Genomic DNA, 16743 nt, shown 5'->3' with positions numbered 1-16743 from the left:
AGGCGGCGGAAGGCCGGGATGGTCGACTATTCTCCGATTCGAGCGGGTCCGCTTTCGGAGCCGTCACGCAGTCGGAGGAGGTGGGTCCTGTCGCTGGGACCGACGAAGGCCACGCGGAGGAGACAACCCCGGAGCGCAATGCGCGCTTCGAGAGGGACGCCCTCGGCTACCTCGACCAGATGTACTCGGCCGCACTGCGCATGACGCGCAATCCGGCCGACGCCGAGGACCTGGTCCAGGAGACGTACGCGAAGGCATATGCGTCCTTCCACCAGTTCCGCGAGGGCACCAATCTCAAGGCGTGGCTCTACCGCATTCTGACCAACACGTTCATCAACTCCTACCGCAAGAAGCAGCGTGAACCGCAGCGCAGCGCGGCGGAGGAGATCGAGGACTGGCAGCTGGCGCGCGCCGAGTCGCACATGTCGACGGGACTGCGTTCCGCCGAATCGCAGGCGCTCGACCACCTGCCCGATTCGGATGTGAAGGAAGCGCTTCAGGCCATTCCGGAGGAGTTCCGCATCGCGGTCTATCTTGCCGACGTAGAGGGCTTTGCGTACAAGGAGATCGCGGACATCATGGGTACACCCATCGGTACGGTCATGTCGCGACTGCACCGTGGCCGCCGTCAACTCCGCGGAATGCTGGAGGACTATGCCCGTGAGCGCGGGCTGGTCCCCGCCGGCGCGGGAGAGTCGAACGACCTGAAAGGCTCGGGCTCATGAGCTGCGGAGAGCCGCACGAGACGGAGTGCTCTGAGGTCCTGGACCACCTGTACGAGTTCCTGGACCACGAGATGCCGGACAGCGATTGCACGAAGTTCGAGACACACTTCGGCGAGTGCAATCCCTGTCTGGAGAAGTACGGCCTCGAGCAGGCCGTGAAGAAGCTGGTGAAGCGCTGCTGCGGTTCGGACGACGTGCCGACCGATCTGCGCTCGAAGGTCATGGGCCGGATCGAGCTGATCCGTTCGGGCCAGGCCGTCCCCGATCATGACGTGACCGCGGATCCCGCCACCGGCTGATCGAACAACTGCCCCTGGAAACCCGCTTCGTTCACCCGAAGGTGCTAATCCGGGGGCGCCCGTACAGCGCAATACGAAAATGTGGCCCGCTCTACAAGGGGCCACACCTATTCTCCCCAAGCGGTGCCGGTGCGATCCGGCGGTACCGGGTGCGCACGGCACAGGGGAGGAGAGCGCCATGCGGGTACTTCCCCCGGCGGCGCGCCCCTCTCTCATGCGGGCCGTCATCCTGTGCGCCGTCCTCGCGGCATTCGCCTGCACCGCCCCGGCCTTCGCCGATTCCGGCACCCCCTGGCCCGTCGTCGGGCTGCTCGCCCTCCTCTGCCTGGGCTGCGAACTCGCCAGGCTGTGCCCGCTGCCGGGCAACCGCAGCCGGGTCCCCGAGGGCATCGGATCCTTCTTCCCCGTGGTGCTCGCCGCCGTCTTCCTGCTGCCGCCGGCCGCCGCCGCCCTCGTTGCGCTGCCCGGCGGGTTCGCCCAGGCCGTGGTCCAGCGCCCCGCCCGGGTGCGCCGGGTGTGGCACGCGGCGCAGCAGGCCACGGCCGCCTGGGCCGCGGGATGGACGTTCGCCCTGCTGGGCGGGCCGGCCGCGCTCGGCGGAAGCCCCTTCGAGGGCTCCTTCGGCGCGGCCTTCGGGGGGTCCGGGCCGCCCGGCGCGGCCGGCCGGCTCGCGGACTTCCCGTACGCGATGCTCCCCGCGGCGGCCGCGGCCGCCGCCTTCTGCCTCGTACTGACCGCCCTCGACGCGGGCATCCTGGCCGCCGCCGCGGGACGGCCCGCGCGGACCGCGTGGCGCGGACGGCTCACCGGCTCCCTGGCCCCGCACTGCGTGCACGGCCTCGCCGGGCTGATGATGGCCGTCATGTGGCGCAGCCCGTACGGGCTCCCGGCCGCGCTGCTCGTCCTGCTGCCGATGTACATCTCCTCCTGGGTCTTCGCCCAGTACCACCGCGAACGGGCCGCCCACCAGGCCACGATCCGGGCGCTCGTCCAGGCCGTCGACCTCAAGGACCGCTACACGCGCGGCCACAGCGAGCGCGTCGGCCAGGCCTCGGCGATGATCGCCCGCGAGCTGGGCATGGCCGAGGACCGGCTCGAGGCCGTCCGGATCGCCGGGATCCTGCACGACGTCGGCAAAATCGGCGTCCCGACACGGCTGCTGCGCAAGGACGGGCCGCTGACGCCCGAGGAACGCCGGGTCATCGAGCTGCACCCCGAGTACGGGCACGAGATGGTGCGCGGCATCGGCTTCCTGGGGGAGGCCCGGTCCGCGATCCTGCACCACCACGAGCGGGTCGACGGCACCGGTTATCCGTACGGGCTGGCCGGGGAGAAGATTCCGGTCCTGGCCCGGGTGGTGGCGGTGGCCGACGCCTTCGACGCGATGACCTCGACCCGCTCGTACAGCCGGGCCCGGCCGGTGCCGGTGGCGCTGGCCGAGCTGGAACGGTGTGCGGGGGCGCACTTCGACCCGGCGATGGTGCACGCGCTGGTGGACGCGATCGGCCGGGACGGCTGGCACCCGGTGGTCACCGCCGACGACGACGTGCAGGTGATCCCGGCCGGTTCCGTTTCCGCTTCCGGCCGTGCGCCGGCGGCCGTCGCCGCAGCCGCCGCTCCTGTCGCGGCCGTCCCCGCCCCGGCCGTCCCCGCCCCGGCCGTCCCGGACCCCGGCGGCTCCGGGCTGTCCGGGCTCCCGGCCCAGGGTGCCCGCCTGGGCGTGCGGACCGTGGACCCGCGGGCCGTCCCGGACCCGGACGGCGGGGGCGGGGCATGAGCGGCGCGGTCGTGTGGGCGGTGCGCGGGGCCGCCGGGGTGCTCACCCTGGCCGGGCTCGGGCACACCCTCTGGTACGGCGTCGTCGAGCCCGGCACCGCCCTGGCCTTCGGCGCCCTGATCGCCTGCGGCGAGCTCGCCCGCCGCGACACCCGTGACCGCCGGGCGGACGGCGACCCCCGCGCCGCCCGGGATGCGGCCGAGGGGCGCCAGCCCGCACCGCTGGGCTCCGCCGGCGCCCTCGCGTACGCCCTGCTCGGCCCGAACGCCGCCCAGTCCACCCACCACGGGGTGCTCCAGATCGTCGCGGTGGTCGTCGCCGCGGCACTCGCCGGGATCGTCCCGCACGTCGCCCGGGGCCGCGGTCCCGCCGCCGACCACCTGGCCCGCCGGGTCCTCACCGTCGCCTTCGCCGCCGTCTGTTTCCAGCCGCTCTACAACTCCGGCCGGCTCGAGCACGGCATCGGGCGTGGCCCGTACCTCGTCCTCTTCCTGCTCTTCCTGCTCGGTCTCACCGCCCTCTGCGACGCCGTGCTCGCCGCCGCGCCGGCCGGCGCCCGTACGGGCCGGCCGTACGGGCCGCTGCTGCGCGACGGGCTGCGCGCCCAGCTCGGCATCGGCTCGGCGATCTGCGCCACCGGGGTCGTCATGGCCCTCGGCGTGGCCGTCGCCGGGCTGTGGGCCCTGCCCGTCTTCTGCCTCCCCCTGCTGCTGACCCAGCTGTCCTTCCACCGGATCACCGCGATCCGCACCACCTACCGCCAGACCATCACCTCCCTGGCCCGGGCCACCGAGATCGCCGGCTGTACCCGCCCGGGGCACTCCCGCCGCGTCGCCGCGCTGAGCTGCGCCGTCGGCCGGGAGCTCGGGCTGTCGGAGCGGGAGCTCACCGTGCTGGAATACGCCGCCCTCATGCACGACATCGGCCAGCTCTCCCTCGTCGACCCGGTCCGGGCCGGGGCCACCGCCGGGCTGCCCGCCGCCGAGGCCCGCCGGATCGCCGTGCTCGGCGGGGAGGTCGCCCGGCAGACCGGGGTGCCCGCCGAGGTGGCCGTGGTCGTGGAGCGGCAGGCGGACCCGTACCGGGACCAGCCCGTCGCCGCGCGCATCGTACGGGCGGTCAACGCGTACGACGACCTGCTCGGCGGGACCCGTCACCCGGACGGCTCACTGGCGGCCCTGGAGCAGCTCCGGCTGGGCACCGGGCGCGACTACCAGCCAGAGGTCGTGGAGTGTCTTGCAAGGGTTCTGGCCAGGGGCGGACGTGACAGAGTCGGTCAAGTCCCACTTGGGTAACCCATGGGTAATGAGCGGCCGTCCGAGTGGGCATGGTTGGATGCCAGTAGGAGTGTCCGTGAGGGTGTCCGCAAGGCTGCACCGTTGGACCGGCAGGCGGGAATCGTGAGGATCTTCGGGAAGGTACGGCATCGGCCCTCCGCTTCGTGGCGGCAGGCCACCGACCGCGCGTTCACGCTGATCGGCGACGGGCGGTACGAGGACGCGGGTGCGCTGCTGACCAGAGCCGCGGACCTGGAGCCCTGGCTGTCCGAGTCCTGGTTCAACCTCGCCCTGCTGCACAAGTTCCGGCACGACTGGGAGCAGGCGCGGGCCGCCGGACTGCGCGCCGTGGCCCTGCTGGACCGCGAGACCGGCGCCCCGGACTGGTGGAACGTCGGGATCGCCGCGACCGCGCTGCAGGACTGGCCGCTGGCCCGCCGGGCCTGGCAGGCGTACGGGCTGAAGGTGCCCGGGGACGCCGCCGCCGGCGGGAAGAAGAACAGCGGCGAACCGGTCGGCATGGAGCTCGGCAGCGCCGCCGTACGGCTGTCCCCCGAGGGGGAGGCCGAGGTGGTCTGGGGCCGCCGGCTGGACCCGGCCCGTATGGAGGTCCTGTCGATCCCGCTGCCCTCCTCGGGACGCCGCTGGGGCGAGGTCGTCCTGCACGACGGGGTCCCGCACGGCGAGCGGGTCACCGCGGCCGGGCCCTCGTACCCCGTCTTCGACGAGATCGAGCTGTGGGCGCCCTCGCCGGTGCCGACCTGGGTGGTGCTGCTGGAGGCGGCCACCGAGGCGGACCGTGACGCGCTGGAGCAGCTGGCCTCGGACGCCGGTTTCGCCGCCGAGGACTGGTCGTCGTCGGTGCGGCTGCTGTGCCGGACCTGCTCGGAGAGCGTGATGCCGAGCGGCGAGGGCGACGGCGAGCACCTCGACCCGCACGACCACAGCGAACCGGGGCATCCCGGACCGCTCGGACACCGTACGAACGGTTCCGGCCCGCTGTGGGTGCCGGAGCGCGAATGCGGCATCGCGGCGCCGGCCGGCCTGGTGCGCGGACTGCTCGACGGCTGGGTCGCGGACAGCCCGGAGACCCGGGAGTGGCGGGATCTCGAGGAAGTCTGCTGACCGGGCACCGTAGGCTGTACCGGCATATTGGTGAACGGGTGGACTTACGGAAGGCGTACGGCGGACATGGCGCAGCAGGAGAACGAGGTCGTCGAGCTTGTGAACGACGGGTACGTCGTGGACACCGAGGACTGTGCGGAGCGCGAACTCGCCCACCGCGAGCGCGGCACCGCCCGCCCGATCACGGTCGTCGGCAACCCGGTCCTCCACCACGAGTGCAAGGACGTCACCGAGTTCGGCGACGAACTGGCGCAGCTGATCGACGACATGTTCGCCAGCCAGAAGGCCGCCGAGGGCGTGGGCCTGGCCGCGAACCAGATCGGTGTCGACGCCAAGGTCTTCGTCTACGACTGCCCCGACGACGACGGCAACCGCCACACCGGTGTCGTGGTCAACCCGAAGCTCGTGGATCTGCCGGCCGGCTCCCGCGTGCTCGACGACTCCAACGAGGGCTGCCTGTCGGTCCCGACCGCGTACGCGGCGCTGGCCCGCCCGGACTACGCCGAGGTGACCGGCCAGGACGCGCAGGGCAACCCGATCAAGGTGCGCGGCACGGGCTACTTCGCGCGCTGCCTGCAGCACGAGACGGACCACCTGTACGGGTACCTGTACATCGACCGCCTCTCGAAGCGCGACCGCAAGGACGCCCTGCGCCAGATGGAAGAGGGCACCCCGCGCTACGAGACGGTCCCGAACGCCTGAGCCTTCCTTAGGCCTACGGCCTACGGCCTACGGTCTACGCCTAAGCCACGGCCTGCGGGCCACGGAACGTACGGCGGAAGGCGTTCGGGGTCGTACCGAGGGCGCGCAGGAAGTGGTGGCGCAGGGCCGCCCCGTTGCCGAAGCCGCTGCGGCCCGCGATCGCGTCGACCGTGTCGTCCGTGGCCTCCAGGAGCTCCTGCGCCAGCAGGACCCGCTGCCGCAGCACCCACTGGTACGGGGTCGTCCCGGTCTCCTGGAGGAAGCGGCGGGCGAAGGTGCGCGGTGACATGTGCGCGCGCTCGGCGAGCTGCTCGACGGTGATCTCCTCGTCCAGGTGGCGGGCCATCCACCCGATCACCTCGCCCACCGTGTCGCACGCCGTGCGCGGCAGCGGCCGCTGGATGAACTGCGCCTGGCCGCCGTCCCGGTGCGGCGGGACGACCATCCGCCGGGCGATGGTGTTGGCCACCTCGGCGCCGTGCTCCTGGCGGACGACGTGCAGGCACGCGTCGATGCCCGAAGCCGTGCCCGCGGCGGTGATCACCGGGCCCTCGTCCACGTACAGCACGTCGGGGTCCACCCTCGCCTTCGGGAAGCGCCGGGCCAGGGTGGGCGAGTGCATCCAGTGCGTGGTGCAGCGCCGGCCGTCCAGCAGCCCGGCGGCGCCGAGCACGAAGGCCCCGCTGCACACGCTCAGCACTCGCGCCCCCCGGTCGACGGCCCGGCGCAGCGCCTCCAGCAGCGGCTCGGGGTACTCCCGGGTCGCCGCCGCGCGGTCGGCGGGCACGCAGATCAGGTCCGCGCTCTCCAGCCGCTCCAGCCCGTACGGGACGACGATCTCGAAGTGCCCGTCGCCGGTGGGGGAGCGCCGGTCCTCCGCCGAGCACACGGCGAAGTCGTACACCGGCAGCCCCATCTCGCTGCGGTCGATCCCGAAGACCTCGCAGAAGATCCCCAGTTCGAACGGGGCGACGCCATTGACGAGGGCCACGGCCACGTTGTTCAGCATGACTCCAGTGTGGCAGTAATTCGCCCTTCCGTGACAGTCCTGCCACTGTCCGGTTTTTGCCGCACTGAGGAGAGTGGAGTCATGAACACGTTCCTCGACTACCTCGTCGTCCTCGCCATCGCCGCCTTCCTCCTCGGCCCCGCGCTCTACGGCGCTCTGCGCGACCGCGGCATCGACCGGCAGCTACGCGCGGCCAAGCAGCACGCGCAGGTCATCCGGAATGGGCATGGGAGTGCGCAGCCCCGCCGCCGTACGCCCCGTGTTTCCGTACGGCACGCGCCCGGTCACTGACCCGGCCCCCGCGACCAGGATCCGCACCACCTGCCCCACCGTCTCCGCCCCGTCCCGGCACCGCACCGCGAGCCGGAACATGTGCCAGTGCGCACGGGTGTGGGGCCAGGCCCAGGCCTGGGAGATGATGTGGGCCCGCTCCAGGGCGGTCCACATGGCCCGGGTGTCGGGCGCGGCCTCACGGGCGCGGCGCAACTCGGCCTCGAAGGCCTCGCGCACGGCGGGCGGCATGGCCTTCCCCGTGCAGGCGGCGACGCATTTGCTCATCATCTTTCGCATGCGTCCACGGTGCGGCCGACAGGGCCTTCGGCGCTTGAACGAACCTGCTACATCCACTGGATGGTGCGGGTGAAGTCCGACGGCGCGATCCCGAACATCCGCCGCCACACCCGGCTGAAATGCGCCCCGTCGGCGAAGCCCGCGCCGTGCGCCGCGTCCGTCAGGGAGTGCCCCCGGGAGGCGAGTTCGACCGCGTGCATCAGCCGCAGCCACAGCACGTACGGGCGGAACGGCAGCCCCAGCTCGGACCGGAAGAGGTGCGCGAGGCGGCTCTCCGACAGGCACGCCACCTCGGCCGCCTGGGACAGCCGTACGTGCTGCCGCCCGGGCAGCCAGTCCAGCACCCGCACCAGGCCCGGATGCGGATCCGCGCCCGGCAGCGGCCCCTGGGGCAGTACGGAGTCCAGCGCGCAGGCCGCCTCGAAGGGATCGGCGGGCAGCGCATCCGGTACGAGGTCCCCCGCGTCCCCCGCCAGCGCCGCGAGCCGGCGCCCGGTGACGGAGAGCGGGTCGTAGTGCAGCACCACCCCGCGCGGAACCCCGCCCAGCACGGAATGCCGCACCCCGGCCGGGACCACGTAGGCCCGGCACCGGAACGGCTCCCCGCCCGGCCCGGCCATCAGCAGCTCGTCCCCGCCCAGCGCGGCGATGACCTGCACGGAGTGGTGCGCGTGCGCGGTGGCGGACCCGACGGCGCCCCCGTACAGCACGCCCCCGGGCCGCAGCCGCGCCCGCCCGGCCCACCCGCTCACGGACACGACGAAGCGCCCCCGCCCAGGACCCCGGTGACCGGGATGTTCCTCCCCATGGGCGGGGACGCTATCAAGCGACCGGAGCCGGCGACTTAGAAGTCTTCGTCCAGGTCGACCGTGCCCTCGACCGCCACCTGGTAGGCCGACGGGCGGCGCTCGAAGAAGTTCGTCAGCTCCTGGACGCCCTGCAGCTCCATGAAGGAGAACGGGTTCTGCGAGCCGTACACCGGCGGGAAGCCGAGGCGGACCAGGCGCTGGTCCGCGACGCACTCCAGGTACTCGCGCATCGATTCGGTGTTCATGCCCGGCAGGCCGTCACCGCACAGGTCGCGGCCGAACTGGAGCTCCGCCTCCACGGCCTCCTTCAGCATGTCGGTGACCTGCTGCTGGAGGGCGTCGTCGAAGAGCTCCGGCTCCTCCTTGCGGACCGTGTCCACGACCTCGAACGCGAAGTTCATGTGCATGGTCTCGTCGCGGAACACCCAGTTGGTGCCGGTGGCCAGACCGTGCAGCAGGCCGCGCGAGCGGAACCAGTACACGTACGCGAACGCGCCGTAGAAGAACAGGCCCTCGATGCACGCCGCGAAGCAGATCAGGTTCAGCAGGAAGCGACGGCGGTCGGCCTGCGTCTCCAGCCGGTCCAGCTTCTCGACCTCGTTGATCCACTTGAAGCAGAACTGCGCCTTCTCGCGGATCGACGGGATCTCCTCGACCGCGTCGAAGGCGGCCGCGCGGTCGTCCGGGTTGGGCAGGTAGGTGTCGAGCAGCGTCAGATAGAACTGGACGTGCACGGCCTCCTCGAACAGCTGGCGCGACAGGTAGAGGCGCGCCTCCGGGGAGTTGATGTGCTTGTAGAGCGTCAGCACCAGGTTGTTCGAGACGATCGAGTCGCCCGTCGCGAAGAACGCGACGAGGCGGCCGATCATGTGCTGCTCGGCGGGCGTCAGCTTCGCGAGGTCGGCGACGTCCGAGTGGAGGTCGACCTCCTCGACGGTCCAGGTGTTCTTGATCGCGTCCCGGTAGCGCTCGTAGAAGTCCGGGTAGCGCATGGGGCGGAGCGTGAGCTCGAAGCCCGGGTCCAGGAGGTTCTTGTCGGTGGAGCTCATTACTGGCAGGCCTCGCAGGACTCGGGGTTCTCAAGGGAGCAGGCCAGCGCCTCGGCGTCGGCGACCGCCTGGGGCAGCGCGACGGGGGTGGCCGCCTGCGCGGCGCGGGCGATCTTCGTCGCCGGGCGCGAGCGCAGGTAGTACGTGGTCTTCAGGCCCTGCTTCCAGGCGTACGCGTACATCGAGGACAGCTTCCCGATGGTCGGCGTCTCCAGGAACAGGTTCAGCGACTGCGACTGGTCGAGGTACGGCGTACGGGCCGCCGCCATGTCGATCAGACCGCGCTGCGGGATCTCCCACGCCGTGCGGTACAGCTCGCGCACCTCGGCCGGGATCCAGCCGAAGCCCTGGACGGAGCCGGACGAGTCGCGCAGCGCCTCGCGGGTCTGGGCGTCCCACACGCCGAGCTTCTTCAGCTCGTCCACCAGGTAGCCGTTGACCTGGAGGAACTCACCGCTCAGCGTCTCGCGCTTGAAGAGGTTGGAGACCTGCGGCTCGATGCACTCGTACACACCGGCGATCGAGGCGATCGTCGCCGTCGGCGCGATGGCAAGCAGCAGCGAGTTGCGCATGCCCGACTTCGCGACGCGGGCGCGCAGGGCGTCCCAGCGCTCGGGCCAGTTCAGCTCGACGTCGTAGTGGTCCGGGTGCAGGACGCCGCGGGCGGTGCGGGTCTGCTCCCAGGCCGGGAGCGGGCCGCTGCGCTCGGCGAGGTCGCAGGAGGCCTCGTACGCGGCCAGCATGATGCGCTCGGAGAGCTTGGTGGACAGCGCCTTCGCCTCGGGGGAGTCGAACGGCAGCTTCAGCTTGAAGAAGACGTCCTGGAGGCCCATCGCGCCCAGGCCCACCGGACGCCAGCGGGCGTTGGAGCGGCCGGCCTGCTCGGTCGGGTAGAAGTTGATGTCCACGACGCGGTCGAGGAAGGTGACGGCCGTACGGACGGTCTCGTCCAGCCGCTCCCAGTCGATCTCACCGGTCTCGGTGAGGACGAACGCGCCCAGGTTGACCGAGCCCAGGTTGCAGACGGCGGTCTCGCCGTCGTTGGTGACCTCGATGATCTCGGTGCACAGGTTCGAGGAGTGGACGACGGCGCCCGGCTCGGCGGTCTGGTTCGCCGTGCGGTTGGAGGCGTCCTTGAAGGTCATCCAGCCCTGGCCGGTCTGCGCGAGGGTGCGCATCATCCGGCCGTACAGGTCGCGGGCGGGCATGGACTTGCGGGCCAGGCCGTCCGCCTCGGCCTTGCGGTACGCGGCGTCGAACTCGTCGCCCCACAGGTCGACCAGCTCGGGCACGTCGGCCGGCGAGAACAGCGACCAGTCGGCGTCCGCGTTCACGCGGCGCATGAACTCGTCCGGGACCCAGTGCGCGAGGTTCAGGTTGTGCGTACGGCGCTGGTCCTCGCCGGTGTTGTCGCGGAGCTCCAGGAACTCCTCGATGTCCGCGTGCCAGGTCTCCAGGTAGACGGCGGCGGCACCCTTGCGGCGGCCGCCCTGGTTCACGGCGGCGACGGAGGCGTCGAGGGTCTTCAGGAACGGCACGATGCCGTTGGAGTGGCCGTTCGTACCGCGGATCAGCGAACCGCGGGCGCGGATGCGCGAGTACGAGAGGCCGATGCCGCCGGCGTGCTTCGACAGGCGCGCGACCTGGTGGTAGCGGTCGTAGATCGAGTCGAGCTCGTCCAGCGGGGAGTCCAGCAGGTAGCAGGAGGACATCTGCGGGTGCCGGGTGCCGGAGTTGAAGAGCGTGGGGGAGGACGGCAGGTAGTCGAGGCGGCTCATCAGCCGGTAGAGGGAGGCCACTTCCTCGACGGCCTGGACAGTGTTGTTCTCGGCGAGGCCACAGGCCACGCGCAGCATGAAGTGCTGCGGGGTCTCGACGACCTGGCGGGTGATCGGGTGGCGCAGCAGGTAGCGGCTGTGCAGGGTGCGCAGGCCGAAGAAGCCGAAGCGGTCGTCGGCGCCCTCGGCGAGGGTGTGCTCGACCAGTGCGTCCAGGCGGCTCGCGTGCAGCGCCACGAACTCGGCGGTGCGGTCCGCGATCAGGCCCTCGCGGTGGCCGACCGCGACGGAGGCGGAGAAGGAGGTGGCCCCCTGGCCCGCGGCTTCCTCGGCGACGGCCAGCGTCAGCAGCCGGGCGGCGAGCCGGGAGTACGCCGGGTCCTCGGAGATGAGACCGGCGGCGGCCTCCGTGGCCAGCCCGCGCAGTTCGGCCTCGTCGGCGGCGGCGCTGCGCCCGCGGAGCGCGGCGGCGGCGACCCGGCCCGGGTCGGTGTCGGGGAGGTCGGCGGTCAGCTCGGTGAGGGTACGCAGCAGTGCGGCCCCAGGTCCCCCGGTCTCGATTCCGGTGTCGGACGGGTCGGACTCGGCGCGCGGTGCGGAAGGCGCGATGGTCACGGGGGGAGCTCTCCCTCGCTCGGCTCCGGGACACCTTCGGTGCGGGCGCGAGCGGGCGCGCGCGGGGCAGGGCCTGGCTGGGCACGCTCACACCGCACGGCGTCCACCGGCCCAACCGCGGGGCCCGGACGTGTCGGCACCCGGTTCGGTCGAGCCGGGCGCACTGTCGGCAGGTCCTCGGACTTGCGGTGACACCAATGGGTGTACTTCATACCGTTGCGGGACAGTTCCGGATTCGCACCGGATTCCCCTGCGACGACAGCGAGCATGAGCATACATGTGGGGGCCGCTTCCTGTGCGACCCCCTAGATGTTGTGTCGGCGTGGCTACAGTTCGAGACCGTACGTGAGCAGAGCGAGGCCGGGGACGGGCTCCCAGTCCCGTTCGGGCGAACGGACGAAGCCGAGCCGTTCGTAGATCCGGTGGGCTCCGACCATGTCGTCCGTGGTGGACAGAACGAGGCGCCGTACGCCCTCGATGACCCTCGCCCGCTCCATGCAGGCCCGTACGAGCGCCTCCCCGGCGCCCCGCCCGCGGCCCTCCCGGGCGACGGCCAGCATCCGGAACTCGGCCTCGCCGGCCACGGCGATGTCGCACAGCGGGCTCCCGTGCGCGGCGAACGCCACCCCGCCGAGGAGCCGTCCGTCGCTCGCGGCGGCGACGAGTATCACCCCGTCGCGCGCCCGCCCGGCCACGTCCCGCAGCCGCGCGAGGTACGGGTCGTCCTCGCCGAAGGTGAGCAGCCCGTCCCCGAGGTACGCCTGCGCGGTGATCTCCCCGAGCGTCCCGTACTCCGCCGCCAGCGCTTCCCTGATCACGATGTCCATGCGGTCGAGTGTGCCGGACGGCTGTCGGTGCCCGGCGCTATCGTCGGAGACAGCACCGTCAAGGAAGGCGAGCGAGGCATGACCGTGATGACCGACCGGCCCCACATGCTGACCGAGGAGTTCGAGAATCTCGCGCGCATAGCAGCGCGCGAGACGGAAGGGCTGCGCCTGGAATTCATCGACGGGGTCATGAGGAGCAAGGCTGTGCCGGACAGCGACCACGCGCTGATCATCGAGTGGCTGACGCGTGTCTGTATGCAGCACCGCCCTGAGCTCTGGCTCTACGGCGAGCAGGGGATCAAGATCCAGCAGTACCGTCAGGGGCGGGCGAAGCCCGACGGTGCCCTGGCACGCAGCGGCTCCATCGGAGGCCAGGGCGAGTGGATCGAGCCGGACCCCGTGCTCATGGTCGTCGAGGTGACCTCGTACGACTCGGACACGGATCGCCGGGACCGGCAGGAGAAGCCCCGGGCGTACGCGCAGACGGGTATCCCTGTCTACCTGCTGATCGACCGCGACAACTGCCTGGTGAGCGTTCACAGTGAGCCTGACGGGCAGAGGTACGAGGACGTGCACACAGTCCCCTTCGGCAAGGACATCGACCTCCCCGACCCCGTCGGCATCACTCTCCAGACCGAGCCCCTCAAGGACTGGGTGCGCTGACTCGTACAGCGTGAAGGGCTCCGCCGGTGACCGGCGGGGCCCTTCACCCGCGTCTCAGCAGCAGCGGAAGCCCTCGCGGGGGTCCGCCTCTCGCGAGTCCGTGCGGGCGCGTTCGAAGGCGCGGCGGGTCATGACCTCGGCCGCGGGGTCGTGCGTACGGGCGTGGGCCACGTAGCGGTCGTACGCCGCCTCGCCCGAGAACTCCCGTACGAAGAACCGCGCCTTCGCCAGCGCCGCGCGGACGCCGCTCACGCCACCGGCTCCTTCACGCGGCCGCCGCCCGAGTCCAGGCCGGCGGCGGCGAGCTCCGCCCGCTCCTCGGGCGTCGCGATGAGCCCGGCCGGGGCGATGATCTTCGACTCGGTCCACGGGACCTCGGACAGCCTGACCGTCTCCGGGGCGGCGATCGCCTTGAAGCAGGTCCGTGCCGCGTCCAGCAGCACGATGATGATCAGGATGGCGAACAGCGCCGACAGCGCGCCGTCCACCGTGGCGTTGGTGACCACGGTGTGCATCTCGTCCATGTTCTTGGCGGGCGGCAGCACCTTCCCGGCGTCGATCCCGGTCTGGTACTTGTCGCGCTGCGCGAAGAAGCCGACCTTCACGTCGTCGGAGAAGACCTTCTGGTAGCTCGCGGTGAGCGTGACGGCCACGTCCCAGGCCAGCGGGACGCCGGTGACCCACGCCCACTTGAGCCGCCCGGACTTGACGAGCAGCGTGGTGCAGACGGCCAGGGCCACCGCCGCGAGCAGCTGGTTCGCGATCCCGAACAGCGGGAACAGCTGGTTGATGCCGCCCAGCGGGTCCTTGATGCCGACCCACAGGAAGTAGCCCCAGCCGCCGACGACGAGCGCGCTCGCCAGCCACACGCCCGGCTTCCAGCTGATGTCCTTGAAGGACTTGTGCACATTGCCGAGGGTGTCCTGGAGCATGAACCGGCCGACGCGGGTGCCCGCGTCGAGGGTCGTCAGGATGAACAGCGCCTCGAACATGATCGCGAAGTGGTACCAGAACGCCTTCATCCCGGCGCCGCCGACCACGGACGAGAAGATTTCCGACATTCCGAGTGCGAAGGTCGGCGCGCCGCCCGTACGGGACAGCAGGCTGGCCTCCTCGACGTCCTTCGCGGCCTGCGCGAGGTACTCGGGCGACACGGCGAAGCCGAAGTTGGTCACGGCCTGCGAGGCGGTCTCGACGGTCGCGCCGATGACGCCGGCGGGGGAGTTGACCGCGAAGAATAGGCCGGGCTCGATGATGGTGGCCGCGATGATCGCCATGACGGCGACGAAGGACTCCGTCAGCATGGCGCCGTAGCCGATGACCCGGACCTGGGTCTCCTTCTGGATCATCTTCGGGGTGGTGCCCGAGGAGACCAGTGCGTGGAAGCCGGACAGGGCGCCGCAGGCGATGGTGATGAAGACGAAGGGGAACATCGACCCGGCGAAGACCGGCCCGTCCCCGCGGGCGGCGAAGTCGGTGACCGCGGGCATCTTCAGCGTCGGCATCGCCAGCACCACGCCCACCGCCATCAGCGCGATGGTGCCGACCTTCATGAAGGTGGAGAGGTAGTCGCGGGGCGCGAGCAGCATCCAGACCGGCAGCACCGAGGCGATGAAGCCGTACGCGACCATCCAGAGGACGAGCGTCTCCTTCTCCAGCGTGAAGGTGCTCGCCAGCGAGGACTCGGCGACCCAGCCGCCCGCGACGATGGCGAGCAGCAGCAGCGCGACGCCGATGACGGAGATCTCGGTGACCCGGCCCGGCCGCAGCACGCGCAGGTAGAAGCCCATGAAGAGGGCGATCGGGATGGTCATGCCGATGGAGAAGACGCCCCAGGGGGAGTGCGCCAGGGCGTTGACGATGACCAGTGCGAGCACGGCCAGCAGGATGATCATGATGGCGAACACGGCGACCAGGGCGGCGGCTCCGCCGACCGGGCCGATCTCGTCCCGGGCCATCTGGCCGAGCGAGCGCCCGTCGCGGCGGGTGGAGAAGAAGAGGGTGACCATGTCCTGGACGGCGCCCGCGAAGATGACGCCCGCGACGATCCAGATGGTGCCCGGCAGGTAGCCCATCTGCGCGGCGAGCACGGGGCCCACCAGCGGACCGGCGCCGGCCACGGCGGCGAAGTGGTGGCCGAAGAGCACGCGGCGGTCGGTGGGGTGGAAGTCGACACCGTTGTCAAGGCGTTCGGCCGGGGTGGCCCGCGTCTTGTCGACCTTCAGGACCCGGTGGGAGATGAAGCGCGCGTAGAAGCGGTAGCCGATGGCGTACGAGCCCAGCGCGGCGGCGAGCAGCCAGGCGGCCGAGATCTCCTCGCCGCGCGAGAGCGCCAGGATGCCCCAGCCGAGGGCCCCGATGAGGCCGACGAGCACCCAGACGGCGATCGCCTTCGGGGTCATGCCGCCCGACGTCATGTCCCCTGATGCGGAAGGCGAGTCCGCCGCCGTGCCCGGACTCGCCGCGTTCCGTTCTGTACCTGTTGCTTCCGGTTCCGGCATGATCCTCGTCCCCTCGTTGATCATCTGCTTAAGCGCAGGGAATCTACGGGGGCCGCCCGGTGAACGTAAGCCCCCGTCCGTATAGCGGAACGAGAGTCAACTACGAATCACACGGCGGGGCGCTGGAGTCGGGCGACGAACTTGTAACGATCGCCGCGGTACACCGACCGGACCCACTCCACGGGTTCGCCATCGGCGTCCAGCGAGTGGCGGGAGAGCATCAGCATCGGCAGGCCGACGTCGGTGCCCAGCAGGCCCGCCTCGCGCGGGGTGGCCAGGGAGGTCTCGATGGTCTCCTCGGCCTCCGCGAGCCGTACGTCGTACACCTCGGCGAGGGCGGTGTAGAGGGACGTGTACTTGGCCAGCGAGCGGCGCAGCGCGGGGAAGCGCTTCGCCGAGAGGTGGGTGGTCTCGATGGCCATCGGCTCGCCGCTGGCGAGGCGCAGCCGCTCGATGCGCAGCACCCGGCCGCCCGTGGCGATCTTGAGGAGCCCGGCCAGGGTGTCGTCGGCCGTCACGTAGCCGATGTCGAGGAGTTGGGACGTGGGCTCCAGCCCCTGGGCCCGCATGTCCTCCGTGTACGAGGACAGTTGGAGCGGCTGGGAGACCTTCGGTTTCGCGACAAAGGTGCCTTTGCCCTGAATGCGCTCCAGCCGGCCCTCGACGACGAGCTCCTGGAGCGCCTGGCGCACGGTGGTCCGCGAGGTGTCGAATTCGGCCGCGAGCGTGCGCTCCGGCGGTACCGGCGTGCCGGGGGGCAGCGTCTCGGTCATGTCGAGCAAGTGCCGCTTGAGTCGGTAGTACTTGGGCACACGCGCCGTGCGAGTGGCTGCCCCGCCTTCCGGCTCCGTGGTCGCCCCTTCGGTGGACATCGCCGCCCGCCTTCCCGACTCCAGTTTCGCTGCCGTCACCGGCTCCTCCGATATGTGCGGTCACATCGTGACACGGGTGGGAGGGCAGGCCTCCTCCCTCCCCCAGGTGTCGGTCCGGTAACGGACCGATCACCCGCTCATTAGA

16 protein-coding genes and 1 riboswitch are annotated in these 16743 nt (G+C 71.3%); of the genes, 7 read left to right on the top strand and 9 right to left on the bottom strand.

The annotated features are described in order from the left end of the window. The first annotated feature begins 80 nt into the window (after positions 1-80). The 6 genes from OHT74_RS13415 (at position 81) to def (ending at position 5905) form a co-directional block, all read left to right on the top strand. Positions 81-725, top strand: a complete 645-nt coding sequence (locus OHT74_RS13415) for a sigma-70 family RNA polymerase sigma factor (RefSeq protein WP_008741505.1) — start codon at positions 81-83, stop codon at positions 723-725. After that, complete coding sequence (rsrA, locus tag OHT74_RS13410; protein WP_053784609.1) at positions 722-1024, top strand: mycothiol system anti-sigma-R factor; 303 nt, start codon at positions 722-724, stop codon at positions 1022-1024. The genes OHT74_RS13415 and rsrA overlap by 4 nt, the downstream gene beginning before the upstream one ends. A gap of 178 nt (positions 1025-1202) precedes the next feature. Beyond that, positions 1203-2801: an HD-GYP domain-containing protein gene (locus OHT74_RS13405; RefSeq protein WP_328620352.1), complete on the top strand. Its 1599-nt coding sequence runs from the start codon at positions 1203-1205 to the stop codon at positions 2799-2801. Next, positions 2798-4096: an HD-GYP domain-containing protein gene (locus OHT74_RS13400; RefSeq protein ID WP_328620351.1), complete on the top strand. Its 1299-nt coding sequence runs from the start codon at positions 2798-2800 to the stop codon at positions 4094-4096. Before OHT74_RS13405 ends, OHT74_RS13400 begins: the two co-directional genes overlap by 4 nt. 105 nt (positions 4097-4201) lie before the next feature. Further along, the gene (locus OHT74_RS13395; RefSeq protein WP_266625664.1) at positions 4202-5203 is read left to right on the top strand and encodes a tetratricopeptide repeat protein; all 1002 of its coding nucleotides are present in this window, start codon (positions 4202-4204) and stop codon (positions 5201-5203) included. 66 nt (positions 5204-5269) lie between these two features. Further along, positions 5270-5905 (top strand): peptide deformylase, encoded by a 636-nt coding sequence (def, locus tag OHT74_RS13390; protein ID WP_266663938.1) that lies wholly within the window; start codon positions 5270-5272, stop codon positions 5903-5905. 40 nt (positions 5906-5945) lie between these two features. Here def and OHT74_RS13385 read toward each other — a convergent pair whose 3' ends face one another. The 6 genes from OHT74_RS13385 to OHT74_RS13360 form a co-directional block, all read right to left on the bottom strand. Continuing rightward, entirely contained in the window at positions 5946-6914 is a 969-nt protein-coding gene (locus OHT74_RS13385) for a helix-turn-helix domain-containing protein (RefSeq protein WP_266663936.1), read from the bottom strand. 183 nt (positions 6915-7097) lie between these two features. Next, positions 7098-7484 carry a DUF3703 domain-containing protein gene (locus tag OHT74_RS13380; RefSeq protein ID WP_266663934.1) on the bottom strand — a complete coding sequence of 129 codons (387 nt, stop codon included), beginning with the start codon at positions 7482-7484 and terminating at the stop codon, positions 7098-7100. A 47-nt stretch (positions 7485-7531) separates the two neighbouring features. Further along, positions 7532-8242 (bottom strand): AraC family transcriptional regulator, encoded by a 711-nt coding sequence (locus tag OHT74_RS13375; protein ID WP_266663932.1) that lies wholly within the window; start codon positions 8240-8242, stop codon positions 7532-7534. An 86-nt stretch (positions 8243-8328) separates the two neighbouring features. Next, a complete protein-coding gene (locus tag OHT74_RS13370; RefSeq protein WP_328620350.1) occupies positions 8329-9342 on the bottom strand; it encodes a ribonucleotide-diphosphate reductase subunit beta in 1014 nt (337 codons plus the stop codon). Then, positions 9342-11735: a ribonucleoside-diphosphate reductase subunit alpha gene (locus OHT74_RS13365; protein WP_443047374.1), complete on the bottom strand. Its 2394-nt coding sequence runs from the start codon at positions 11733-11735 to the stop codon at positions 9342-9344. The genes OHT74_RS13370 and OHT74_RS13365 overlap by 1 nt, the downstream gene beginning before the upstream one ends. Positions 11736-11886: 151 nt before the next feature. Beyond that, a riboswitch (cobalamin riboswitch) is annotated at positions 11887-12010 on the bottom strand. Positions 12011-12061: 51 nt separating this feature from the next. After that, positions 12062-12562: a GNAT family N-acetyltransferase gene (locus OHT74_RS13360; protein ID WP_328620349.1), complete on the bottom strand. Its 501-nt coding sequence runs from the start codon at positions 12560-12562 to the stop codon at positions 12062-12064. Positions 12563-12640: 78 nt separating this feature from the next. On the opposite strand from OHT74_RS13360, the gene OHT74_RS13355 reads away from it, so the two are divergent. Next, complete coding sequence (locus OHT74_RS13355) at positions 12641-13225, top strand: Uma2 family endonuclease (RefSeq protein WP_266663926.1); 585 nt, start codon at positions 12641-12643, stop codon at positions 13223-13225. A gap of 54 nt (positions 13226-13279) precedes the next feature. Here the strand turns inward: OHT74_RS13355 and OHT74_RS13350 are convergent, their stop codons facing one another. The 3 genes from OHT74_RS13350 to OHT74_RS13340 all read right to left on the bottom strand — a co-directional run bounded on the left by OHT74_RS13350 (position 13280) and on the right by OHT74_RS13340 (position 16598). Then, a complete protein-coding gene (locus OHT74_RS13350; protein WP_328620348.1) occupies positions 13280-13477 on the bottom strand; it encodes a YbdD/YjiX family protein in 198 nt (65 codons plus the stop codon). Beyond that, positions 13474-15627: a carbon starvation CstA family protein gene (locus OHT74_RS13345; RefSeq protein WP_266663922.1), complete on the bottom strand. Its 2154-nt coding sequence runs from the start codon at positions 15625-15627 to the stop codon at positions 13474-13476. The genes OHT74_RS13350 and OHT74_RS13345 overlap by 4 nt, the downstream gene beginning before the upstream one ends. 206 nt (positions 15628-15833) lie before the next feature. After that, positions 15834-16598 (bottom strand): GntR family transcriptional regulator, encoded by a 765-nt coding sequence (locus OHT74_RS13340; protein ID WP_030153577.1) that lies wholly within the window; start codon positions 16596-16598, stop codon positions 15834-15836. Positions 16599-16743: the final 145 nt, after the last annotated feature.

This window comes from Streptomyces sp. NBC_00354 (assembly GCF_036106915.1).
Lineage (GTDB): Bacteria > Actinomycetota > Actinomycetes > Streptomycetales > Streptomycetaceae > Streptomyces.
The sequence above is the reverse complement of the archived record's forward strand: the minus strand, read 5'-3'. Positions and strand labels throughout refer to the sequence as shown.